The organism is Burkholderia sp. JP2-270 (assembly GCF_003233675.1).
Classification (GTDB): domain Bacteria; phylum Pseudomonadota; class Gammaproteobacteria; order Burkholderiales; family Burkholderiaceae; genus Burkholderia; species Burkholderia pyrrocinia_C.
The window spans coordinates 167,645-192,971 of sequence record NZ_CP029828.1 but is presented as its reverse complement, the minus strand read 5'-3'; the positions used below and the strand labels follow the sequence as shown (position 1 = coordinate 192,971).

Here is a 25,327-nt window from a genome sequence, read left to right as displayed (position 1 = left end):
AAGTCCACGTGTCACACCCGTGCTTAACCCGCTCCGCGTACGGGACGGTCGGCACGCAACGCGGCCCGCCGTCCGCGTTTGGGGTTCACACCGCACAGCAACGCAAGGCCGATGACGAAATAAGCGATTGTGATCAGGAGAGAGAGACGATGGTCGCCAGCAGCCAGCCAGCTCACCATTCCGTAAGTGATCGGACCGATGATCGAGGCCAGCTTTACCGATAGGCCCCATAAGCCGAAGCATTCGGCCACTTGGGACAATGGCGCCAAAACCCCGACTAAAGCACGACCGGCAGATTGGGATGCACCCAAGCAAACCCCGACTCCGTTGGCGGCAATCCAAAATAGCAGTGGACCGCGTGCAGTCCACGCGAGCAGTAGCGCGGCTATCCAGAAAACCAACGTCATCGCGATCGCCTTGACATGACCAATTCGATCCTCGATGTGGCCGACCACAAGTGCGCCGCCCGCGGCTGAAAGATTGACAACCAATACAAGCAGAAGAGTCTGCTGCATGGTGAAACCCATGGCTCGGTTGGCATAGACGGCTGTCAACGTTATGACCGCCTGAATGCCCGCCTGATAGAACAGGCTACATATCAAGAATCTATACAGATCCTGGAACTGTCGTACATGCCTGAACGTGTTCCAAACCCTGGACCAGGCGAGTTCGAACATTCCCGTAATGGTCGCCTGCTTCTGTATCCGCTCAGCGGCACGATCGCGCAATAGGATGAACGTCGGCAGGCTTGCGATTGCGAAGATCGCAGCAGTAATCAGCATGGTCACCGGTACGAACTGTTGATCGGTCTGACCATGTGCGCTCGCCCATAGGACATACAACAGGCACACACCGAGCGTAATCAAGCCTCCGATATACCCGAGACTCCAGCCCCATCCTGAAACTCTGCCCAACGCCCGGGTGTTGGAGATCTCGGGGAGGAAAGCGGCGATGAGGTTCTCACCGGTACCGAAAAAGAAATTTGATAGAACTACACAGAACACAGTGAATTCCAGGGTCTCGGGCTGGGCGAAGTAGAGAAGCGCAGTAAATACGACACACCCAACAGTCGTAAGCGCGAGCAAAGACTTCTTCGCCCCACGCAGATCGGCATACGCGCCGATTACAGGCGCGCTTAAAACAACCAGTCCGTAAGATGCGGACAGCGTCGAAGTCCACGCAAATGTCGCCCAGGATGCATTCTTTGCCACCTCTACAACGAAGTAAGCGTTGAATAATGCGGTGATGACTACCGTTGTATAGCCGGAGTTGGCAAAGTCATACATGGCCCACGCCCAAAACTCGCGAGGGCGAACATCGGCATCCAATGCTGAGTACCGCTTGGAATTCCCGTATCGATGAGCCAGAGGATGCTGCACTTTCATGTTTCGGAACTCACCTCCAAACCTAGCGGTGGCCGGAATCTCGAACCTCTCGACAGCACTCCCTGGGGTTGGCCGCTTTGTACTCAACTCCTCGAGTAGGGAATCATAGAGCCCGGTGATTCAAGCCAGCATTTGCACGTCGTCGCGAGTAGCGTGAAACCTCGTATAGTTTGCCTCATCTCCGACCGGCGGGATATAGCAGCGAGATGCCCATCACTTGGACATGGCTGCGCCTGCACAAGAGTTTCAACGTATCTGCACCGAAGGAATTCCATCGTTCTCAATGGCTGGCGCCGATAATTGCTTCGGTCTTGCCGTGAGGCTGAGAGATTTCCAACATCTTGTCAGAAGATTGCTCCGATATGGTTGGCCAGACGCCGGATCCCGTTCCAGAACTATCGTTCTTTCACGCAAGAAGCCTGACCTTGCGCTGCCCGCAGTGCCGGCTTCATCACCATCAACTGAGTGCGAGCCGGTGTCAGGCTGCGTGCATTGACGACGCGAGCCCAGATATGTGGCGGGGTTGACACGCATCAATCGGTTCGTACATACGAGGCCTATGCTCAGCTCATGGCCTGGCTGATCGGATGTCGAAAACGACGCGTCGAAATGTACGCCGTCCGGGCGGACATCCTGGATGTTTGCTGCACTGTCCACGTCTTGCAGAGGTGAGCAATGCTCATTCGAGGATTCTGTCGAGTCGGTTATTTCATTCCGATCGCTTGGCGAGAAGCGTTCGACCTGTTGACGCAGAAGCCGGACCTGGAGAACTCGTTGATTCGCCAGCGCCGCGATATAGGACATCGGTCCGAAAGATCATGACCCGTGCGAACATGACGGTCGACCGCGTGCACGGACTGGATGCTGCAACGATCGATTCCAGCAGCGTTCGAACGTTACCCGAGATGTTCGAGACGGTCTGCATGCGCTACGCCGGACGCGTCGCATTCAGTTCTTTCAATCATACGATCGAATATCGGGAAGTTGCTCGATATGTGAGTCGCTTTGCCGGGTTCCTGGTCAACGAACTCGGACTCGTGCAGTCAGAGCGCGTGGCACTTATTCTGCCGAATGGCTTGCCCTATGTTGTCGCTTTCTTTGGCGTGCTTGACGCAGGACTGATCGTGGCCAACGTCAACCCACTTGCGACGCCGCGAGAGATTCAAATTCAGCTGACCACGGCGGGCGTATCCGCGATCGTTGTGCTTGAGAATTTTTCATACAAACTCGACGACATTCTCGACGAGCACCAGGCAGAAACGGTCGTATCCGTCGCAGCTGGTGATTTGCTTCCACTGCCGAAGCGCATTGCGATTGACTTTATTCAGCATGTCGTTCGTGACTCGATCCCTTCGACGAAAAGGAAATACCGCGAATTCCGCGCGACGTTGTCGCGTCAGTACGACAACGCACGCAAGCGGCCATCCACTCGCCCGGACGATACTGCGCTGCTGCAGTTCACGGGCGGAACGACAGGCACGCCAAAGTGCGCAATGCTTACGCATCGCAATATCGGCTCTAACGTTGCACAGATTCGCGCGTGGCTGGGGGAGGCGTTCTGTTCCGAGCCTCAAGTTATCGTCACGCCGCTACCGATGTTTCATATATTCGCCTTGACCGCCAGTCTTCTGACGTTCGTCAACATCGGCGGACACAACGTGATCGTCACCGATCCGCGCGATCTTTCCAGGCTCTTGAAAACTATAAGGCGCTCACGTCCCAGTGCCTTGATAGGGGTAAATACACTGTTCCACGCCATGCTCGAGGCGCCGGGCTTCGAATCCGTCGACTGGTCGTCCCTGCGTCTAGTCATTGGCGGCGGCGCAGCGATTCATCCTTCCGTTGCAGCCCGATGGCAGACCGCAACGGGAGTACCGATAATCGAAGGGTATGGACTGACTGAGGCGTCACCGGTGGTGTGTGTCAACCCTGCCAATTCCGGAACATTCTCTGGGTCCGTGGGATATCCGCTTCCTTCGACCGAAGTTAGCATCCGCGATGACAAGAACACGGAGGCCGCCGCTGGGGCCATCGGTGAAGTATGGGTTCGGGGACCACAAGTCATGCGCGGTTACTGGATGAATCCCGTCGAGACTGCCGCAGCCATCTCGCCCGATGGCTGGCTTCGGACAGGGGATGTCGGGTACCTCGACGCGACGCAAATGCTCGTGCTCGTGGACCGCAAGAAAGACGTTATCGTGGTGTCGGGCTTCAAGGTCTATCCATCGGAAGTCGAAGCTGTGGTGTCGGCGGTCCCGGGTGTACGTGCGGCGGCCGTGGTTGGGGTGCCGGACGAAAGGACGGGACAAGCCGTAAAGGTATTCATCGTCACGAGCATGGCGGGCGTCACGGCAGCGGCAGTGCTGGCGCATTGCCACGCGAACCTGAGCGCCTACAAGGTTCCACAGTTCGTCGAATTCCGTGAATCCCTGCCTCTGAACCAGCTTGGCAAGGTATTGCGCCGAGCCTTGGCCTGATGGAGCGGGAGTGCGATTCGACCGGGCCTACGGATGGAATGCGCTGCAACATGCGCGTCTTCGATTGATGACGATCAAATTTCGTGTTTTAGATGGCTCGTAGGGTGAGACAAAGTCCCCACAACCTTCTCTTGCCATGATCGCCCCCAACAAGCGCTGCTCGTCGGTCGACGTTCGCCGGTTGCTCCAGATCGTCGATGCCTTCGCGGCTGAGATACGTCCCCACGGATACACGCTGCCGGCAGTCACACTAGACAGCCACCTTGAGCGCGACCTCGGCCTGGACAGCGTTGCGCGCACGGAGTTGCTGAGTCGTATCGAGAAGACGCTTGCCGTACGCTTTCCGATCGAGTTGTTCGGGCAGGCAGTTTCGCCGCGGGATTTGTTGCTCGCACTCGGTGGGGAGGCGTCCGGGTGGCCCGGTTCACAGATCGGCTCCGTCGAGTTGAGCAGGGCGGCGGGCGCGCTCGACCCGCCAGCGGAGGCGACCACGCTGGTTGAAGTGCTGCAATGGCACGCATCCCGCCGACCTGAACAGACACATATCGTAATTCTCGACGACGATTTGGTGGCGCATCCGATCACATATGCGGCGCTGTACGACGCCGCCTTGCGAGTCTCACGAGGGTTGCGCGGGATCGGCGTCAATCCCGGCGATACAGTTGCCCTCATGCTGCCTACCGGGAGCGATTACTTTGCCTGCTTCGCGGGCATATTGCTCATCGGTGCCGTCGTCGTGCCAGTGTATCCACCCGCGCAATCGGCACGAATCGACGATCACTTGGCCAGACACGCTGCGATTCTTTCCGATGCACGCGCACGTGTCATGATTGTCCCGTCACAAACCTTTCTTTCCAGCTTTTTGACAAAGGCCCGGATACCTACATTGCATGAAATTGTTACGGTAGATGAGCTCATGGGCGAGAGCGATATCGAGCGATATCTTCCGCGCACGGACGAGACCGCACTTCTTCAGTACACGTCTGGCAGCACGGGGGCACCCAAAGGCGTCGTGCTCACGCACGCCAATCTACTCGCCAATATCCGAGCGATGGGGCAGACCGCTGCAATCGATGAGCAAGACAAGTTCGTCAGCTGGCTTCCGCTCTACCACGATATGGGACTGATTGGTGCATGGTTCGGTCCCCTCTATTTCGGGATTCCGCTGATTCTCATGTCGCCGCTAATTTTCCTCGCCCGTCCCGCTTATTGGTTACAGGCGATCAGTCGCTACCGGGCCACCATTACGGCAGCGCCGAACTTTGCCTATGAACGATGTACGAGCAGGATCGAGGATTCCGATCTCGAGGGCGTCGATCTTTCGTCCCTGCGCTTGGCATTCTGTGGTGCGGAGCCTGTCAGCGCAGCCACCATGCGCACGTTTGCCGCACGCTTCGCGATCCGCGGATTCCGATCAACTGCATTGACCCCTGTCTACGGACTTGCAGAAAGCACACTAGGACTCACGTTTTCGGAGCCGGGCCACGGCGTGCAGACGGATTGCATCAGTCGGCGGGGACTGGCCAACTCCCGGCGCGCGATAAAAGCGATGTCGCCCGACGATGTACTCGAACTGGTTTCGTGTGGACGTGCCTTGCCCGGCATTCAGCTTCGTGTCGTTGATAGCGCCGGCAACGAGGTACCAGAAAGGGAGGTAGGCAGGATTGAGTTCCGGGGCGAGTGCGCGACCAGCGGGTACTTCCGCAACCCTCGGTTGACTGCGATGCTGATTCGCAATGGCTGGCTCGATACGGGTGATCTGGGTTACATGGCCGACGCGGAACTCTTTATCACGGGCCGCGTGAAGGAGTTGGTGATCCGGGGAGGGCGTCACTTTTTCCCGTACGAACTTGAAGCCGCCGTCGGCCGCATCCCGGGTATTAGAATGGGTTGCGTCGCAGTATGTGGAACGCCGGACATTGGTACTGGCACCGAGCGACTGATCGTCATCGCGGAGACTCGCGAAACTGTACCTACTGCGCTCGCTGCAATCCGCGCTGCGATCAATCAGGCCTCCGTGGCCCTGCTGGGGGCTCCTCCAGAGGAAGTCGCTCTGGTTCCCCCGCACTGCATTTTGAAGACATCCAGCGGCAAGATTCGTCGCGCGGCAACGCTGGATCTGTACTTGAACAGTAACGGGACGTTGCTGCCCCGTCCGACGTGGCGTCAGTGGATCGACATAGGCAAGAGTTCCGTCCCGCCCATTGGCCGCAGGGTCGGTAACGCCGCGGGGCGCGTGGGGTACGGCGCATGGTGCTGGCTCGTCATCGTCGTGATAGCCATACCCGTCTGGCTGATGACGGCATGGCATCCAGACGCACGACGCAATTGGCGGATTTCATCGCGAGCAGCGCGGCTGACCCTGCGGTTTGCAGGAATTCGCATAGCTTTGCGGGGCGCAAATCTCATCGACATTACCAGGCCCGCTATCTTCGTTGCCAACCATGCGAGTTACCTGGACGGACTGGTGTTGCTGGCGACCATCCCCGCCCCGGTCGGTATTGTCGCGAAGCGTGAGCTGGACCGCGCGCCACTTCTTGGACGCTTTCTTCGCGCGATCGGCGTTCGTTTCATCGAACGTGTCGACTATCGACGCATGATCGCCGACGAGCGGGACCTGATGAAGCAGGCGATGGCTGGGACCTCGCTGCTCTTTTTCCCGGAAGCAACATTCGTGAAATCCGCCGGCCTGCGACGGTTTCGGCTTGGCGCATTTGTCGCATCCTGCGCCTCGCGCCATCCGATCGTACCGGTAGCGATTAAAGGGACACGGGCTATACTGCCGGATGGGCAGTGGCTACCAACACGAGCCGACGTCACGGTAACTTTGCTGCCTGCGCTGTCTCCATCCGGAGAGGATGTGAAGGCTGCGGCCGTTTTGCGCGATGCCGCACGTGACGCAATCGCTGCCCATTGCGGGGAACCGATCTTGGATGAAATTTCACCACTGAGAATTCCGACCGATATGGACACTGATTGACCTGCTACACGGCGGTATCTGTCAACCGGTCCGGTGTAAGTTGATACTGATCAAAGTAATGCGGTGTTTCCGAGGGAAGCATTCAGCCTGCGGGACGTTCGATTTCGGCAAGTTCTAGCGTAGCTATTGCCGAGGGCGTGCCTGTTACGGACTGCCTTTTGGCCGGGCTTCGGTATGCCGGTCAACGGTTCTGTGTCGTCAGCTACTCAGGGCTCGCAAAACAGAGGTGGCCTCGCAAATTCGGATAGACGGGTAAGTGGAATGCCCGGGGCCTGAGCCAGCGATAATGCAGGCAAAGGAACCGGAAAGATGACGAAGAGAACCCGACGGACGCACTCAGCGGCGTTCAAAGCGAAAGTGGCCCTGGCGGCGGTCAAGGGCGAGCGCACGCTGGCCGAACTGGCGCAGCAGTTCGATGTGCACCCGAACCAGATCACGGAGTGGAAGCGGCAACTGCAGGAGCGTGCGGCGGATGTGTTCGGCGCGGCCGCTCCACCGTCGAACGAGCCGCCGGTGGACGTGAAAACGCTGCACGCGAAGATCGGACAGTTGACGCTGGAGAACGATTTTTTGTCAGGAGCGCTCGGCAAAGCCGGACTGCTGAGCGCAAAGCGATGATTGACCGTACGCATGCGCTGCCGGTTTCGCGACAGACGCGACTGGTCGGCATCGCGAGATCGAGCGCGTATTACCGGCCGCAGCCAGTGAGCGAGGCGGACCAGTTGCTGATGCGGCGGATGGACGAACTGCACATGGAGTTTCCGTTTGCCGGAGCGCGGATGCTGGCGCGTCTGTTGCGCCGGAAAGGCCATGAGGTCGGCCGCCGCCGCGTGCGCACGCTGATGAAACGCATGGGCGTGGAAGCGCTGTACTGCAAGCCGAACACGAGCCGACGCAATGCGCAGCACAAGATCTGGCCGTACCTGCTGCGCGGCATGAAAATCGCCCGGGCCAATCAGGCGTGGGCACTGGACACGACATACATTCCGATGGCGCGAGGCTTCGTGTACCTGACGGCGGTAGTGGATTGGTCAAGTCGCAAGGTGCTCTCGCACCGGGTGGCGATCACGCATGGAAGCCATGCACGCCGTCGAGGCGCTGGAAGAGGCGTTCGCGCGCTACGGGCAGCCCGACATTGTGAACACCGATCAGGGCAGCCAATTCACGGCGAACGCGTTCACGGAAGCCGTATTGGGCCGAGGCATCCTGCTGTCGATGGACGGCAAGGGAAGCTGGCGCGACAACGTGTTCGTCGAACGGGTGTGGCGAAGCATCAAGTACGAAGAGGTCTACCTGAAAGCGTACGAGTCGGTCAGCCATGCCCGGCGCTCCATCGGCGAATACATCAACTTGTACAACCGGAATCGGCCCCATTCGAGCCTAGCGGATCAGACGCCGGATGAGGCATACTTCGCGACGCTGCCTGCGATCAAATCGGCAGCATGATTGCCTCGGACGCTCCACTTAAAAATCTCAGAAAACTGTCCGAACGAGCGAGGCCACCTCTGTCTATCTCGCGTAGCGCGGCTCAACGACGGCATTCTGAGCATGATCCAGACGCCGCATGAGTGGGTCTTCGACCAGAAGTACTTGGTGTATTGCTTCAGATGTCTTGTTCTGAACGACGCCGATGTCACTGCATCACGGTGGAAGAGGGAGTGGCTCGATCCGTCAGCCGACTACTGCCGGGTGCACCGCACCCTGCTCGAGACTGTTCCGCAATCGATTTTCGCCAGAGCTCCGAATTTCGACGCCGCGCTGCGGGCGATATCACGTTATCGATGCCCACCGCTTAGGCTGAGCAAAACACTACGCTAGCAGTATTAGCGAACATTTCTAGCACTCCTTTGGGCACGGCTAGCATTGATTGTGAACTCCTACACTTCGAACGCGCGCTGTGCGGCGAACTGACCCACCACCTCGGCTACGAGAAGGGCGATGCCAAGCCGGCAGGCCGCACGAACCATCGCAACGGCACCAGCCGCAAGCGCATCACGACCGACGACGACCTGCTCGACGTCGAGATTCCGCGCGACCGCGAAGGCACTTTCGATCCGGTGCTGATCGCCAAGTGCGAGCGACGCTTCACCGGCTTCGACGACAAGATCATCGCGATGTACGCACGCGGCATGAGCGTGCGGGAGATTCAGGGCTTCCTGCAAGAGATGTACGGCATCGAGGTGTCACCAGACTTCATCAGCACGGTCACCGACGCGGTGATCGATGAAGTGCGCGAGTGGCAACAGCGGCCGCTCGAGCCGATGTACCCGGTCGTGTTCTTCGACGCCTTGCGAGTCAAGATCCGCGACGAAGGCGTCGTGCGTAACAAGGCGATCTACCTGGCGCTGGGCGTGCGCCGCGACGGCACACGCGACGTGTTGGGCCTCTGGATCGGTAATCCCCCCGTTTTCCACGGGGTTCAGAAGTAGAAACTAAGCGGCCATGGCCAACCGCTGCTTTGGCGTGAATCCGCCCAGGGCCATGTTCGGGCGGTCATGATTGTAAGTCCACATCCAATCGGTCGCGAAGCGCTGCACGTGGTCCAAGTCTTCCCAGTGGTACTGCGACAGCCATTCGTACCGCACGGTCCGGTTGAATCGTTCGACATACGCGTTCTGCTGGGGCTTGCCCGGCTGGATGTAGTCGAGCCTGATGCCGTACTGTCGGGCCCATTCGATGATCGCCGCGCTCAGGTACTCGGGCCCGTTATCGCACCGAATCGCTTTGGGTTTGCCGCGCCAACCGATGATCTGCCGCAGCGCACGGATCACGCGCTCCGATGGCAATGAGAAGTCGATCTCGATGCCGAGTGCCTCGCGGTTGAAGTCGTCGATCACGTTGAACAGCCGGATGCTGCGTCCGTCAGCCAGTTGGTCGTGCATGAAGTCCATCGACCAGACCTGGTTGGCGGCGCACGGCACCGCCAGCGGCTCCGGTACCTGCCTGACCAGTCGCTTGCGCGGCTTGATCCGCAGGTTCAGTTCCAGTTCGCGATATATCCGGTACACGCGCTTGTGATTCCAGCCAAAGCCCTTCACGTTGCGCACGTACAGGAAGCACAGCCCGAAGCCCCAGTTCCGGTGGTTGTCCGCCAGGCGCAGCAGCCAGTTCGCAATCTCGTCATTCTCGGCGCTGCGCCGACCGGCGTACCGATAACAGGCCTGGCTGATCCCCAATGCCTCACATGCCAGTCGGATCGATATGCCCCGGCTGGACACCGCACGCATGGCCATCTCACGCCGGCAAGATGGCCTCAATCTTTTTTTGCGAGAGCCTCCGCTACGATCTCGGCCTTGATCTTCTCCTCGACGTACATCTTGCGCAGTCGGGCGTTCTCGGCCTCCAACTCCTTCATCCGCGCGATCAGCGAGACGTCCATGCCGCCGTACTTCGAACGCCATTTGTAGAACGTCGCCGTGCTGATGCCCAACTCCCGGCACAAGTCCGGTACCGACAGTCCCGATTCCACGCGCTTGAGCGCGTCCATGATCTGGCTGTCCGTGAATCTCGACTTCTTCATGCTGTAGAACTCCCTCAACGAGAAAATTCTACTTCTGATCACACCGGTTTTTCGGGGGGATTACCGATCGAGCAGACCGAGGGGGCCAAGTTCTGGCTGCGGGTAGTGAACGACCTTAAGCTGCGCGGTGTGCAGGATATCCTGATTGCCGTGGTCGACGGCCTGAAGGGCTTCCCGGAAGCGATCAACACGGTGTTCCCGGAAACGACGGTCCAGACCTGCATCGTGCATCTGATCCGGAACTCGCTGGACTTCGCCAGCTGGAAAGACAGGAAATCGGTCGCGGCGGCGCTCAAGGAGGTCTATCGGGCAGCGTCGGCCGAAGCGGCCGCCGTGGCGCTGGACGCGTTCGATACGAGCCCGTGGGGTACGAAATACCCTCCGATTGCCGCGCTCTGGCGCCGAGCCTGGGATCAGGTGATTCCGTTCTACGCCTTCGCGCCTGACATCCGGAAAATTGTGTATACGACCAACGCGATCGAGTCGCTGCACATGCAGCTTCGGAAGATCATCAAGGCGCGCGGCCACTTCCCGTCAGACGAGGCCGCGCTCAAACTGATCTGGCTGGCGCTGCGCAACGTCGTGGCCAAGTGGACCGGCTCCCGGCACGATTGGAAGAGCGCGATGACGCAGTTCGCACTGCTTTACCCGGAACGATTCAACATTGGAGTCTGAATCTCAACCCGCCTCACACACGGAATTCCGGATACCTCCAGGTGCTCGCTGTCGCTGGAAAACCACCTCGCCCTGGCGACAGTTCGTGCCGGGCGCGGTGATTTCGATCAGATTTGCTGTCTGCTACGGGTTGTCTACCTTGCGTACTTTATGCGGAACGAGACCGCGGCGGGCGAAGATCTCGAACCCTACCATCGAGCCGAAGCGGCGCTCGACGCGTGCATCAAACGGATCGAGCAAGATCAGCCGTGCCTACTGCTCGAACAAGAACAGACAGTGGTCGAACGCGTGCTAGTGCTGCACGATGAACAACTCGCGGTCGTGCCCAAGTTTCGCTACCTGGAATCTTGGGACCGTCTCCAGCGCTTCGTGAAAGGCGGAAAGTCCTCACCGATTCCGGTCTCCGCAGCCGGCTAACGATGCAAATGGAAGTGCTCTGTAAGCCTCTAGTCGATGCTAGACCGATAATTCTCTTACCAGTCCACGCTCAAAACTGACCTAAAGTGGCAAGTATGAAAACGCGCGAGACCGAATCCGCCCCCTTTCCCGACGACGCCGAGCTGGCTGCGCTGCGCGCCTGGTACGCCGGGATCGACGCGCGTGCAGCTGTTTCCCGCTATCTGAGTGAGCGCACGGCACCCGGGGCATCCGCGCGCGGCGTGCTCGGCCGCATCCGGCGGATGCTGATCACCTACGCGGCCAGCCGCCATCGCGACGATCTGGCGGAGGTATTCGGCGAGCGGTCCGCTACGTCGGCCGACACTGTCGCCCGCGCGATCCAGACGTTGCGCAACCTGCCGGTACTGGCGCCGCACGTCGCCGATGCCATCGAACAATGGTTGCCGCCCAGGGTAGTGGCCGCCCTCCAGACGCACGGCATCCGGACCCTAGCCGAGCTGACCGTACGGATTCCGCGCCGGCGCCGCTGGTGGACAGCAATCGCGGGGCTCGGCGCCGCTGGTGCCCGGCACGTGAAAGCGTTCTTCGCCGCCCACCCCGTGCTGACGGAACGCGCCCGCGCGCTCGTGACCCCCGACGCAGGCGGGACCAATCGCGCCGTGGGAGCAGTTGCGCGTGCCGCACGAGGTCGACGGCTCGCGTGGCCAGTTTCGCGCCCCCCAGCATGTCTGCTTGTTGAAAGCCTCGAACGACTATGAGGCCCTGCAGTCCTGGCTGTCGCTGCACGAGTCGGCGGCCACGCAGCGCGCTTACCGCAAGGAGGCGGAGCGCCTGATCCTCTGGGCGATCGTCGAACGGGGCGCGGCGCTGTCGTCACTCACGACCGACGACGCGATCGCGTACCGCGGCTTCCTGCGCCGGCCAACGCCGCGCGAGCGCTGGGTCGGGCCGGCGCGGCCGCGGCACAGCGTCGAGTGGCGGCCATTCAGTGGGCCGCTGTCGCTCCGCTCGACGGCCTACGCATTGACCGTGCTGTCGGCGTTGTTCCGCTGGCTGATCGAGCAGCGCTACGTGCTCGCCAATCCGTTCGCCAGCATCAAGGTCCGTGGCGTGGCGAATCCCGGTCTCGACGTCACCCGCGGCTTTACCGAAGGCGAGTGGCTGCTAATCCGTACCATGGCGGAGGGGCTCGAGTGGTCGTATGGTTGGACGTCGGCTGCGGCGCAGCGCCTGCGCTTCTTGCTGGACTTTGGCTACGCGACCGGGTTACGCGCCAGCGAGCTCGTCGGCGCGACGCTTGGCGACATGCGTACCGACGAACACGGCGATCATTGGCTGCACCTCGTCGGCAAGGGCGGGAAAGTCACCCTGCCGCGACTGGCTCGGACGGCACTTGACCAGTATCTGGTGCAACGCGGCTTGCCGGTCACGCCGGCACGCTGGAACCCGGCGACGCCGATCGTGGCTAGCCTCGAGGAGGACGGTGCGAGCATCGAGACGACGCGCCTGGGGCTCGTCCTGCGCCGGTTCTTTCAGCTGGCTGCCGACACGATTCAGGACGAGCAACCGGCAACGGCGGACAAGCTGCGGCGCGCGAGCCCGCACTGGCTGCGGCACACGCACGCCTCGCATGCGCTCGCGCGTGGTGCCGAACTGATCATGGTGCGCGACAACCTGCGCCACACGTCGATTTAGACCACATCGACGTATCTGCACGGTGACGAGGTCAAACGGGCCCGGCAGTTTGATCAAGCGTTCGGTGAGCGTGCGTCGTCCTAATCTGAACCAACTTTACTTCCCATGCGAACTCAGATCATTGATTTTCAATGAGAAAATTTCGACGGCGCTGGGTGAATTCGTGGAAAATCGCTCAAGTTCATTCTTTACTTCGCGAAACGCACCAACTTTACTTCGGCTGACGCCCGCGACGACGACGTAGTCAGCAACAAAGCCGTCTATCTGGATTTGGGCATTCAGCCTGACGGCCAGCGCGACGTGCTGGATCTCTGGATCGAGCAAACCGAAGGGGCGAGCTCTGGCTTTTCTGAAATTTTCTGAAATTTTCGGTGATCGGATGCTGAGCCGTCGATCTTCTCGTTTTGGCAAAGACAGCTTGGGGTGCTTCAGAAAAATTAAGTACCGCCACAGTGCATGCTCGTGCATGATCCGTTCGACTTTGGGTATAGCAGGCTGTTGAAATTGGATACGGTGTAAACGAGCCCTGAGGGCGGTGCGTTAGAGATATCGTGTTCATGACCTTGGGCAGACGAGAGCGATGCGCGGAATGGACGAGATGCAAGAACCGCTGTTCACGACGGTAAAGCTGGAAGATTTTGTTCCGGCCGATCACCCATCGAGGCCGCTTCGACTGCTGGTCAATCAAGCGCTGAAGCGACTCAATGGGCTGTTCAGCACGATCTATGCAGACAGCGGTCGAGCATCGATTGCGCCCGAGAAACTGCTGCGTGCGCTGCTGTTGCAAGTGTTTTACTCGGTGCGTAGCGAGCGCATGCTGATGGAACAAATGCGCTACAACTTGCTGTTCCGTTGGTTCGTCGGGCTGGCGATTGAAGACGCCGTTTGGGATCACTCGGTGTTCTCGAAGAACCGCGATCGTTTGCTCGAGCACGAAGTGGTCGAAGCGTTCTTTACCGAAGTCATGAGCTTGGCCGACAAGCAAGGGCTGCTGTCTAGAGAACACTTCTCGGTCGATGGCACGCTGATCCAGGCGTGGGCCAGCCACAAGAGCTTCCGACCCAAGGACGGTTCGGACGATCCACCGGCCGGCGGTGGCCGCAATGCCGACACCGACTGGAAAGGCAAGCGGCGCAGCAACGACACGCACGAATCGAGTACCGATCCGGATGCGCGTCTGTTCCGAAAGGGGCGGCAAAGCGGAGCCATCCTTTGTTATCAGGGGCACATCCTGATGGAGAACCGCTCGGGCTTGGTGGTCGGCGCAGTGGTCAGCCACGCTGACGGTTTCGGCGAACGTGTAAGTGCATTGCGCCTGCTCGACTGTGTGCCGGGTCGTCACGCCAAGACGCTCGGCGCCGACAAGGGTTACGACATGCGCGACTTTGTCCGGGATTGCCGGGCTCGCAAAGTGACGCCACACGTCGCGCGCAACGACACGCATCAAGGCGGCAGCGCGATCGACGGCCGCACTTCGCGACACGCCGGCTATGGCATCAGCCAAGTCATTCGCAAGCGCATCGAAGAGCACTTCGGCTGGGGCAAGACCGTCGGCAGGATTCGACAGACTGCGTATCGCGGCATCAAACGGGTCGACCAGCACTTCAAACTGACGATGCTGGCGAGCAACCTGACTCGAATGGCTCGAATACTGGCAGCGGTGCCACAAGGAGCGGCGCGATGAGCCGCCCAAGCGCTGCCGTTGCGCGGCAACGCGCCGGCCGACCCGCTCACCAGCGGGGCATCCGGCACGATCCGTCTGAAACTCAGCAGCCAATCGCATACGAAACCCTTTTAAACCGCGTTCCGGTCGTCAAAACGAGGCGCTTTTCAACAGCCTGATAGGCACTGACGACCGGTTAGCCATAGGGTATTCAGTCTGCCAGGCAGATTGAGAGTCGCGTATACATCGGGCTGTTTTCGCTCAAGCGACCCCGTTTAGAACCTGCACCTTGACGTAACGCGAGTTCCTGCTTTCATTGAGAGTTTGCGCCCGGACCGTTGTGAGATTCCATTACGCATTCTGCGCTGTGTGCGCTACGGGAAGCGCGTTCCTAGTGTCCCGTCCATCGAACTCATGGCGGGCAAATATGAAACGAGTCGACGGACGCACCCCCGTGCGTCGCGGCGATTTGTCCAGATCGTTGACAAAGAGGCGCGTCATGAGTAATGGCAACGTGGACCGGACTCAACTGAGAAGCGATAGGTTTACGTTGTGGATGAGATCCGTCGGTGCGTCCTCATTGACTGCGACCTTTGAACACGGCCAAGAAGCTCACACGTTCGTACTGATGCACACGACGGCTTTATTGGCACGGCCCCCGCTGCGGTATCATGCCCCCGCATCGCCGGATCGAATTTCGGTGGTCGCTCGTGCACCTGTTTTGTGTCGAGGTTTTTCGTCCGATAACGTACGACTGGCCAGACTCTAGCGGTTCATTCGCAAAAACACCCGCCACGCGGATAGCATGGCCTCCGATGCCACGTGCCACGGGGTTCTTTGGTTACGCGATCAAATCGTCCTCAAATATTTATCTATGACCTGTGGTCTCGGCTCCGACTTGTCGTTCAATCCGGCCTTCGATGACGCATGGCTGGAAAGGTGTTCGCGAACTCGACTCTTCGTCGAAGGAGAGGTGGCGTATCACCGGCTAGTGGATTATGCCAACGTATCCTGGGTCACGGCCAGTACTCGTTGGACGTCGGAGGTGGGGGGCGGGCGTCTTCAACGAGAAGCTGAGCTGATGCGAAGGAATCGGTTGCACCCCGATTGGGCACTGATCCCGGAAGGCACCCTCAGAACCACTGAGAGGCTGATCTTAGTGTACGGGGTGGCGCGCGAATCGACCTTAGAATCGCTCATGCGTACAGGCTCATTATCGCTCTCGCGTATTCTGCGCGTCGCTACGGGCGCCGCGCGGGCGCTCAGCGAGGTTCATGCGAACGACCTTTGCCATCGCGATATTCGACCGGCCACCATCATCGAAGCGGATAATGGGCGGATCCTCCTTGCGTCGTTTGGCTACGCCGCTGACCTCCTTTGCGGCGGCACAGAGGCAGGACTGCAGTGGAATTTTGACGCGATTGCCTTTGCCGCCCCAGAGCAGGCACGCCGATATCATGCATACAGTGACCATACCAGCGACCTGTACTCGCTCGGCGTGGTCCTCTATCTGATGTTGACAGGGACGCTACCCCTGCGCGCTGATTCCTTGGCCGACTGGTTGCACGCGCACGTGGCTGTGCAGCCGGTTCCGCCAGACCAACTAAAGGCGATGCCCGCGCAACTGAGCGGGCTTGTGCTCAAGCTTTTATGCAAAGATCCCGCTAGTCGCTATCAAAGCGCGAATGCCCTACATGCAGATCTTGTTCGATGTTTAACCGAATGGGACGAACACGGTGTCATCTCGCCGTTTGAACTGGGTTTGTCTGGTGCCGCCCCGGTGATTGGGTTACCCGGATATTTGTTTGGTCGAACGGAAGAGTTGGAAGTTCTGCAGGCGGCATTCAAGCGCGTCGCGCAAAGCGGAACGCCGGAACTGGTGTTGGTTGCCGGGGCGCCAGGGTCGGGAAAGTCAGCGTTAGTCAGTACGTTATTGAGCATCACTAATTCAACTGGAACACGCACCGCGACCGGTAAGAGCGATCAACTCCAGCGTGATATGCCGTACGCGCCTATAGCGCAACTGCTCCGCACACTTACGGTCAGCCTGCTTGGCGAAGACGATTCCGCCTTAGCGGGTACACGAGCGAAGCTCATTTCCCGCATAGCGGGTAACGGTCAGCTGCTGATCGATCTTGTCCCAGAAATCGAGGATGTGATTGGATCTTGTGGCCCACTGCCCGATCAGCCCCCGGCATCGGCCTTGGCGCGCGCAAACCGCACAATCCTGGCAGCGATGTCGGCATTTGCGGAAATTGGTCGTCCGTTGATCGTATTTCTTGACGATCTTCAATGGGCAGATGCAGCTACTCTGTCGCTGCTATCCGCATTCGCGACACAGCCGCCAGACCATGTACTTTTGGTAGGCTCTTATCGCAACCACAGTGCGGAGATGGAAGAGGCGGTAGCGCCCTGGCTCGCACTGTTGCGGCGGCGGACGATGCGATTGACTGAGATCGAGATTGAGGCGCTTTCGGTGCGAGATATTACCGCGCTAATTGCTGTTGTTTTGGACAGGCGCGAGGAGGAAATCAAAGCGCTCGCCGACGTTGTGCACGAAAAATCGGCAGGTAATCCTTTTTTTGCGGGCCAACTCCTCCGAATCCTCGTGGACGAAGGGGCACTCATCTTTGATGCCGACCTTGGAAAGTGGATCTGGGATGGCAGCACGGACTCGATGCGTCGTCGTTATACTGACAACGTATTGGATCTGATGATACGTCGGCTTGATCGTCTTTCTCTCGACAGTCGCGAGGTCATACGCCAGTTGGCATGTATTGGCCACCGTAGCGATGCGAGCCTTTTGGCATCAGTGACAGCACTGCGGCCAAACCAACTTGCTTTAGCGACGCAGACGCTCGTAGAGCTAGGTCTGCTTTTACGCGATGGCTCCGGTTATACGTTCCCACACGACCGTGTCCTCGAAGCTGCTTACGGACTGACTCCAATCGACGTACGTCCAATTGAACATGCCCGGATCGCGAGTATTATGCTTGATCACTGGCGTGACGTACCGACCGAGTTTGCGTTTGAGATCGCCAGCCAAATTGAGCGTGCGTCCAGAAATGCTCTACCTGCAGGTATGCGTGTTGCATTTGCCGAAGCGCTACTGACAGCCGCTCGGTGCGCCAAAAAGGCCGCGGCCATTGAACAGGCTGTATCGTACCTTGCTATAGCGTCTGACATGGTCGAGCCTGCATGGTGGTCTACGAATTATTCAGTTGCCGTCGCAATTGGAATATTGAACTGCGAATGCTTGTTGGCTCATGCGCAACTTGATGATGCTGCTCATGCCCTAGATTCCCTTCTCCCCAACGCCGTCGTTCCTTGTGACAAGGCAGCAGCTTACCGGGTGAAGGCAATGCTCCAGACCATCCACGGTGATTACGAGGGCGCAATTTCTGCCGCGTTGAAAGGTCTCGCGCTGCTAGGGGTCGAGCTCGATCGATCGGGATCGCCTCAACTGGTTCGTCAAGCGTACGAAGCGGCATTGGAATCCTTGGCCGGGCGTGACATTAAAGACATCGCAGATCTTCCACTGGCTCGCGACGAGCGAATCGAAGCATTGATGGGCCTGCTGTCCACGCTAATCGCGTCTCTGTTCGTCAATGACGAATTGAAGTTCTTCCATCTGGCAAAGATGGTCGAGCTTTCGCTTACGCACGGGGTTACACAGGACAGTGCATACGGATTCGCATGGTTCGGTGTGTTAATTGCATTCCTATACGAGGATTATGACGAAGGACTTGCTTATGCTGAAGCGGGGCTGAACCTCGCTCGACGCCTTAACGACGAAAGCGGATATACCGCAGCGCTTGTCGCCGTGGATCAGATCAGTCCATGGACTCGTTCACTAGCATTTGCATTGAATTCGATTCGGGAGGCGGTGGCACTGGCGCGGGCCGCCGGTGACGTTGGGATGCAATGCTATGTGTTCAATCACCTGATCTCAGACTTGACCGCGATGGGTGAGAACTTGGGTCGGGTTGAGGTAGAAGCCCAGTCGGGACTGGAACTCACAAGGCATGTACGGTACAAAGATATCGAGCGCATCTTGAGTGCTCAGATGCTCTATGTTCGCGGGCTCAGACGCGGGCCCGACAGCGTCTACGATGCAACCTTAGACATGTCAGAGCATGAAGGAATCTCAATGTCGACGTTGTTCTTGATGCGCGTCTATGACGGGATGACGGCGTTTTTCAAGGGAGATCACCTGCATGCCGTCAAGCGCTTCATGGAAGCGGATCCCCTTGAGTGGGCAATGCCTGCTCACATCGATACGTGCAGCAACACTTTTTTTGGGGCGCTTGCTCTGAGCCAGAGCGCTGTGCAGGACGGCGGGCGCAGTCATGCGATCGCAATGATGCTGCCGCGGCGAGAAAGGTTGTCAAGATGGGCGACCCGCAACCCGCTGACATTCCTTAACAAGCTACTGCTCGTTGACGCCGAACTTGCTCGGTTACAAGGCGAAGACGCCCATGCGCTGCAATGCTTCGAGAAATCGGCGTCCGCAGCGGCCGCCGCTGGACTCGTTCACGAGCAGGCGCTGGCGCATGAATTTGCGGGCCTGCATTGCGAGGCGATGGAATTGAAGACCGCAGCAAGGCAGCACGCGCGTATTGCACATGACTGTTACCGCCGCTGGGGCGCAGATCATAAAGCGAAGATGCTCGAGATGCGTCATCCGTTCTTGGTGGATGACCTCGTTGATAACACTGCGAGCAGTAGTGCGCTGAGCGACCTGGAAATTGGGATGAAGGCCGCGAGTGCGTTGGCCAACGAGACGACACTCGACCGTCTCATAGAAAAGCTCATGGCAAATATGCTCGTGCATGCGGGCGCGCAATATGGGTTGTTGTTGCTAATGCAGGACAACGAACTTGCGATTAAGGCTAAGGGTACCTTGGAGAATGGTCACCTCGTTGTAACCGCCGATACATGCCTGCTCTCCGAGGAGTCGTTCTCCAGGGCAGTCGTGAATAGTGTGGTCCGTACGGCGCGCACCGTGATCGTTGAGGATGCCCAGGCGGAGGCGCTTACGCTTCTTGCCAATGAACCGAAAAGTCGTTCGCTCCGATCAGTGCTCGGCCTTCCGCTCGTTAGCCGCGGGTCTTTTATTGGGGTTCTATATCTCGAAAACAATCTCATTCCTAACGTCTTCGTTGCCGGACAGACGTCCATGCTCGAAGTTCTTGCTTCCCAAGCGGCGATTTCGATCGAGACTGCCCGTCTGTATAACGCGTTGCTTGATGAGAATGCGCAGCGGGCGCGTTCTGAAACAGCGCTGGCCAACGCCCGCGCAGAACTCGCCCGCACATCTCATCTGATAGTGATGGGTGCGTTGGCAGCGTCTATCGCCCACGAGATTCAACAGCCGTTGGCTGGGCTCATCACTTGCGCTGACGCGACCTTACGTTGGCTTGAGCGCCCTACACCGAATATTCCTGAGGCGTTACAGGGAATTCACCAAATTAAGAGTGATGGCATGCGAGCCGTGGACATTGTAAGGGCGTTGCGCTCGTTGGCCAACCAGGCGCCGAAGGCGCATGGCGCGATCGTAGTAGATGAGGTCATTCGGGACGTAACTAATCTGATTCGAACAACAATAGATGCGCATGGGGTTACTCTAATCACTACCCTGAACACGTCCGATGCCGTAGTCATTGCAGATCGCATCCAGTTGCAGCAGATTGTTGTGAACCTGATGAATAATGCGATCGACGCGATGAAGGGCGTTCCGCGGGAGGTCCGCGAAATGCGTGTGTCGTCGGCAACGGAAGGCGCCTATGTGGTCGTACGCGTTGAGGATCGCGGGAGTGGCATGTCTTCTGAAACGTTAACCCGCATCTTTCAGCCGTTCTTCACGACTAAGGAAACAGGCATGGGCATGGGGTTGGCAATCTGTCGTTCAATTATGGAGGCGCAAGGTGGCACGCTCGATGCCCAATCCATTGAGGGAATTGGCAGCACGTTTACCTTTAGGATTCCACTGGCGAAGGAAACTGAACTCATCGAACTGGGAATCATTGCAGAGGTGACCTGAGACGGAATTTTGTGACCAATCAGGCAGTGAGTCTCGTGTCGATATTATCGGAATCCAGCCAGGCTCGACGGACCGTAGCAGGAGGTTGATAGCGATGTGCGCTATGGGGCCGGCGCTCGTTGTAGAACTGCCGCCAGCGTTCGATGAGCACCTTGGCCTCGGCGCGGCTGCGGAACCATTCCCGGTTCAGCAATTCGTCGCGCAGCTTGCCGTTGAAGCTCTCGACGAACCCGTTTTGCCACGGACTGCCGGGCGCGATGAAGGCCGGGCCGATTTCAGCATCTCGCAGCCAGCGCATGACCTTGGCAGCGGTAAATTCGGCGCCGTTGTCCGACCGAACGAATGCGGGCTTGCCGTACAGCCGCATCAGTCGCGACAGCGTCAGAATCACATCCTGCGACCGCAGGCTGGCGTCGACCTCGATCGCCAGGCACTCGCGGGTGTATTCGTCGATCACGCAAAGCATCTTCAACGCCCGCCCATCCACCAGTTGATCGTGCACAAAGTCGTAACTCCATACCGAATTGGGTTGTGTCGCACCGGGCAGGCGAATGTCGTTGCCACAACGACGACGGCGAGGACGCCGCCGCGGAATGTTGAGCTGCAAGGCTCGCCACATTCGCCGCACGCGCGATTCGCCCAGCGCCAGCCAAGCCGACATCCGCCGGTAGCCGAAGCGCGGCACTTCCTGAGCGGCCGCGATCAGTCGCTCGCCCAGGCTCCGATCCTTCTCCGGTTGCTTGAGCGTATAGGTTGCCACCCGGCGACTCAGCCCCAGGTAGCAACATGCCTTGCGTTGCGAGAGCCTCCGCCGAGTCAGGACTTCCAGCGCTTCGCGCCGGCCCGTCGGGGTGCTCATTTTTTTCGGCTGAATTCCTTCAGGCCGTCGATCACCAGCATCTGCTCGGCGATCAGGCGCTTGAGCCGATCGTTCTCCGATTCCAGCTCCTTAAGTCGACGCGCGTCAGCCACGTCCATCCCGCCGAACTTGTTGCGCCAACGATAGAAGGTCTGTTCCGAGATGTTGTGGCGCTTGCACAGATCCTTCACCGGCTCATCCCGGCTCTCGGCCTCGCGCAAGATGCGGATGATCTGCTCGTCGGTAAATCGCTTCTTCATCGAGTTCTCCTTGCCTCTAGGATAAAAGAGAACTCACTTGCCAAATGGCTACAAGAAACGCCTCAGGTCAGTACTGCTGCCACCCCCTCAGAATCGGATTGAACATAGCTGCCAGATCGCCCAGTTCGCGGTCGCACATCAGTTGCAGATGCCATCCCCGAATGGTCTGCCGCATCGCCTTGAGGGCGTCACGACTGACCGCCGGTGCAAAGTTCACGTAGACCCGCTGATACTTGTCCACCGCTTTGCGCGGCCGGAATGTGTACCCCAGGAAGGTGAACTGGACATCAGGATGTGGTTCCCGCCGATTGACGTCCCGGCAGTAGACGATCCTTGTCTTGCTCGGGTGCAATTCGAGCCCGCATTCGCGGAGCCGCTTACCGATCCTGTCTAACGCCAGCTTGGCCTGTGCCAGGCTCTTGCAATGAACCACCCCGTCATCGGCATAGCGGCAGAACCGCACGCTTCTGAGGTTACGGGTGACCCAGACATCAAAGGCATAGTGCAGGAACAGATTGGCCAGCAACGGACTCACGACACCGCCTTGCGGCGTGCCGCACGTCCGTTCCAGAAGTACCCCGTCCGAAGTCTGCATTGGTGCTTTCAGCCAGCGTTCCACGTACAGGAGAACCCACGGGGTCTGGCAGTGCTTCCTGAGCGCGCGCATGAGCAGATCATGGTCGATATTGTCAAAGAGACCCTTGATATCGAATTCCACAACCCAGTCATACTCCCAGCTTCGCCGCCTCACCAAGGCAATCGCGTAAGGGGAGAACGCCCAGGTCGATAGCCATAGGAGTTTGGATGTAAGCCGTCAATAAACGACGCTCTACCAATGGTAGGCAGAAGGTCAGATGCTAAGTGTCCGCGTGGACACATGCACTCAGACCGTGATGACAGAGAAACAGGACCTTCGAAACAGACTGGTGGTTGGCCACAGACGGGATGGCCGGCGGGAATTTGATGAAGATGCCGTGCGGGAGCTGGTCGAGTTTTGCCTGAAGCCGGGGGTATCGATCGCCCGGGCGGCCATGGACCATGACGTCAATCCGAATCAGTTGCGCCGTTGGATCTCGCGCCATCAGCAGCATACGCTGCAAACCCCAACAAGGCCGGACCCGCTGGTGATCGACGGCGTATCGATCGACATTCCGGGCACTGCACGTCGAGTTCCGACGAGTGAAGCGCAGGCATTCGTTCCTGTCGTCACGACTGCGTCGACCGTGCCTGCCGTTTCCCCAGTACTGCCACCAGCCCCGTCGTTGATGGCGCTCTCGTTACATGTGCGCTTGTCCAATGGTGTCGAATTTGATCTCGGCGAGGCGAGTGTCGATGAGCTGGCCACGGTGATCCAGATGCTCGGGAGGCTGCCGTGTTCCGGTTCGACGAAGGGCTGAAGGTCTACCTGCATCGCGATCCCGTCGACTTCCGCATGGGCATCAACGGGCTGTCGATCCTGGTCGAACAGGCGATGCGCCTGAACTCAATGACCTCGGCGCTGTTCGTCTTCGGCAACCGCCGTCGTGATCGAGTCAAGATCCTCGGCTGGGGCGGCAACGGATTCTGGTTGCTGCTCAAGCGACTCGAAGCCGACCGCTTCGTCTGGCCGAACGGTGGCGACACGATCACGCTCAGCACCGAGCAGTTGCACTGGCTGCTCGACGGCATCGACCTGGTCGTGATCCAGAAGCATCCCCAGCGATATTACGCGCGGATGAGCTGAACACCACGCAGGTGGCATGGTCTAATCGGCCATGCCGAACAACCCCGTCATGTTGAGCGCCGAGGAGTACGAGGCGCTGATTGCCGCGAGCGCCGAACGCGATGCGCTGCGCGGTGAGCTTCGGCTCGTGACGGCTCAGCGCGATCTGGCCGAAGAGAAGCTGCGGGCCTACAAGCACGAACTGTTCGGCGCATCGAGCGAAGCGCGCCATGCCGATCAGCTCGGCCTGTTCAACGAAGCCGAGGCACTTGCGACGGCTACCGACGCGCCCGCGCGCGAGGACGTGCCCGGCACATCGGTCGCCGCCCACACGCGAGGCAAGCGCGGGCGCAAACCCCTCGATCCGAACCTGCCGCGCGAGGTCGTGCGGCACGAGTTGCCCGAGTCCGAACGGTTCTGCGCGCATGATGGCCATGCTCTCGTCGAGATCGGCGTGGAAACGAGCGAACAGCTCGACGTGATTCCCGAGCAGGTGCGCGTCGTTCAGCACCAACGGGTCAAGTACGCATGCCCATGCTGCGATCTCGGTATCAAGGTCACGCCCGCACCGGCGCGTATCATCCCTCGCGGGCTGCTCACGGAATCCGCGCTGGCGTGGATCATCGCCGGCAAGTACCAGTACGGCATGCCGCTGTATCGTCAGGCCACGCTGCTGCGTCGCTTCGGCGGAGACATCTCGTCGAATACGCTGGCGGCCAGCGTGGTGCGGGTGGGACTGGCCACGCAGCCGGTAATCAACCTGATGCGCGACGCGCTGCTCGAGTCGGACCTGATCTACGGCGACGAGACAACGTTCCAGGTGCTGAAGGAACCGGGACGAAGGCCGCAGGCGAAGAGTTACCTGTGGGCGCAGATCAACGGCTTGGGGCCGCCTGTGCGGATGTTCTCTTACTCGCCGGGACGCGGTGCCCAACATGCGCAGAAGCTCTATGCTGGCGTGCAGCCCAGCACCGTGTTGATGACGGACGGGTATGAGCTCTACAACGGCATCGCCCACGATCACCAGCTCGTGCATCTCGGATGCTGGGCACACGTGCGCCGCGGCTTCATCAAGGCCGAGGAGTCGGTGCCGAAGGCGGCACGCTCGCCGGACCTGCTGGCGACGCGCTTCGTCGTGCTGATCGGTAAGCTGTTCGCAGCCGAGGCGCGCAGTGCGAAGTGGGCGCCCGAACGCCGGCAGCGACTGCGTGCCCGATACAGTGCCCGCGTGCTCTCCATCATCGAGCGCATGCTGGTCGAGCATCTACCGGGCATCCTGCCGTCGAGTCTGCTCGGCAAGGCATTGCAGTACATGAGCGGACAGTGGCCCAAGCTGGTCCGCTACGTCGAGAACGGCAACTGGCCGATCTCGAACAACCTGTGCGAGAACGCGATCCGGCCGTTCGTCGTCGGCCGCAAGGGCTGGCTGTTCTCAGATACGGTTGCCGGCGCGCAGGCCAGCGCCAACCTGTACTCCCTCGTCGAGACGTGCAAGGCGAACGGCCTCGAGCCGTATCGCTATCTGGTCTGGCTATTCAAGAAACTACCGCTCGCCATCGCAGCCGATGACTTCGCGGCGCTGACCCCATGGAATATGCCCGCTGCGGCGACGCTTTAAGATGCATCCTTATTTAATAGCCTACAGATTTCTTCGTTCGTATACTTGTGC

The 25,327-nt window shown here is 59.3% G+C and carries 12 protein-coding genes and 5 pseudogenes; 13 read left to right on the top strand and 4 right to left on the bottom strand.

Going from position 1 to position 25,327, the window contains the following annotated elements:
* Window positions 1–23: 23 nt before the first annotated feature.
* Entirely contained in the window at window positions 24–1,286 is a 1,263-nt protein-coding gene (locus DM992_RS40270) for an MFS transporter (RefSeq protein ID WP_111021804.1), read from the bottom strand.
* 917 nt (window positions 1,287–2,203) lie between these two features.
* Between DM992_RS40270 and DM992_RS40265 the strand changes: the two genes are divergently transcribed.
* The 4 genes and pseudogenes from DM992_RS40265 to DM992_RS40245 form a co-directional block, all read left to right on the top strand.
* Window positions 2,204–3,862: an AMP-binding protein gene (locus DM992_RS40265; RefSeq protein WP_239511590.1), complete on the top strand. Its 1,659-nt coding sequence runs from the start codon at window positions 2,204–2,206 to the stop codon at window positions 3,860–3,862.
* Between the two features lie 136 nt (window positions 3,863–3,998).
* Window positions 3,999–6,842 carry an AMP-binding protein gene (locus DM992_RS40260; RefSeq protein ID WP_111021803.1) on the top strand — a complete coding sequence of 948 codons (2,844 nt, stop codon included), beginning with the start codon at window positions 3,999–4,001 and terminating at the stop codon, window positions 6,840–6,842.
* 309 nt (window positions 6,843–7,151) lie between these two features.
* Window positions 7,152–8,288: pseudogene (locus DM992_RS40255) on the top strand (IS3 family transposase).
* 386 nt (window positions 8,289–8,674) lie between these two features.
* A pseudogene (locus DM992_RS40245) lies at window positions 8,675–9,235 on the top strand (transposase); the annotation flags it as partial.
* 39 nt (window positions 9,236–9,274) lie between these two features.
* Here the strand turns inward: DM992_RS40245 and DM992_RS40240 are convergent.
* Window positions 9,275–10,362 (bottom strand): IS3 family transposase gene (locus DM992_RS40240; RefSeq protein ID WP_111021983.1). Its coding sequence is split into 2 segments (ribosomal slippage): window positions 9,275–10,101 and window positions 10,101–10,362, totalling 1,089 coding nucleotides; the frame shifts between segments, so codons are not numbered across the junction.
* A 57-nt stretch (window positions 10,363–10,419) separates the two neighbouring features.
* Between DM992_RS40240 and DM992_RS40235 the strand changes: the two are divergent.
* From DM992_RS40235 to DM992_RS40210, 6 genes and pseudogenes are all read left to right on the top strand, one after another.
* Window positions 10,420–11,037: pseudogene (locus DM992_RS40235) on the top strand (IS256-like element IS1356 family transposase); the annotation flags it as partial.
* Window positions 11,038–11,454: a hypothetical protein gene (locus DM992_RS40230; protein WP_239511596.1), complete on the top strand. Its 417-nt coding sequence runs from the start codon at window positions 11,038–11,040 to the stop codon at window positions 11,452–11,454.
* A 95-nt stretch (window positions 11,455–11,549) separates the two neighbouring features.
* A pseudogene (locus tag DM992_RS40225) lies at window positions 11,550–13,215 on the top strand (phage integrase family protein).
* A gap of 186 nt (window positions 13,216–13,401) precedes the next feature.
* A complete protein-coding gene (locus DM992_RS43320) occupies window positions 13,402–13,494 on the top strand; it encodes a hypothetical protein (protein ID WP_239511589.1) in 93 nt (30 codons plus the stop codon).
* 226 nt (window positions 13,495–13,720) lie between these two features.
* Window positions 13,721–14,815 carry an IS5 family transposase gene (locus DM992_RS40215; RefSeq protein ID WP_111018918.1) on the top strand — a complete coding sequence of 365 codons (1,095 nt, stop codon included), beginning with the start codon at window positions 13,721–13,723 and terminating at the stop codon, window positions 14,813–14,815.
* 784 nt (window positions 14,816–15,599) lie between these two features.
* Window positions 15,600–20,837, top strand: a complete 5,238-nt coding sequence (locus tag DM992_RS40210) for a trifunctional serine/threonine-protein kinase/ATP-binding protein/sensor histidine kinase (RefSeq protein ID WP_111021800.1) — start codon at window positions 15,600–15,602, stop codon at window positions 20,835–20,837.
* A gap of 19 nt (window positions 20,838–20,856) precedes the next feature.
* Here DM992_RS40210 and DM992_RS40205 read toward each other — a convergent pair.
* Window positions 20,857–21,956, bottom strand: a protein-coding gene (locus DM992_RS40205) for an IS3 family transposase (RefSeq protein WP_111021799.1) whose coding sequence is annotated in 2 segments (ribosomal slippage) — window positions 20,857–21,704 and window positions 21,704–21,956 — 1,101 coding nt in all. Because the reading frame shifts where the segments join, the coding sequence is not laid out codon by codon here.
* 70 nt (window positions 21,957–22,026) lie between these two features.
* Window positions 22,027–22,763 (bottom strand): annotated as a pseudogene (locus tag DM992_RS40200) (reverse transcriptase domain-containing protein); the annotation flags it as partial.
* 47 nt (window positions 22,764–22,810) lie between these two features.
* Here DM992_RS40200 and DM992_RS40195 point away from each other — a divergent pair.
* From DM992_RS40195 to DM992_RS40185, 3 genes are read left to right on the top strand one after another with little or no spacing between them, the layout of a single operon-like run.
* A complete protein-coding gene (locus tag DM992_RS40195) occupies window positions 22,811–23,353 on the top strand; it encodes a transposase (RefSeq protein ID WP_111021981.1) in 543 nt (180 codons plus the stop codon).
* Window positions 23,329–23,679, top strand: a complete 351-nt coding sequence (gene tnpB / locus DM992_RS40190; RefSeq protein ID WP_111021798.1) for an IS66 family insertion sequence element accessory protein TnpB — start codon at window positions 23,329–23,331, stop codon at window positions 23,677–23,679. Before DM992_RS40195 ends, tnpB begins: the two co-directional genes overlap by 25 nt.
* Window positions 23,680–23,710: 31 nt before the next feature.
* Window positions 23,711–25,276, top strand: coding sequence for an IS66 family transposase (locus DM992_RS40185; RefSeq protein ID WP_111021797.1), 1,566 nt, complete (start codon window positions 23,711–23,713; stop codon window positions 25,274–25,276).
* The last annotated feature ends 51 nt before the right edge of the window (window positions 25,277–25,327 follow it).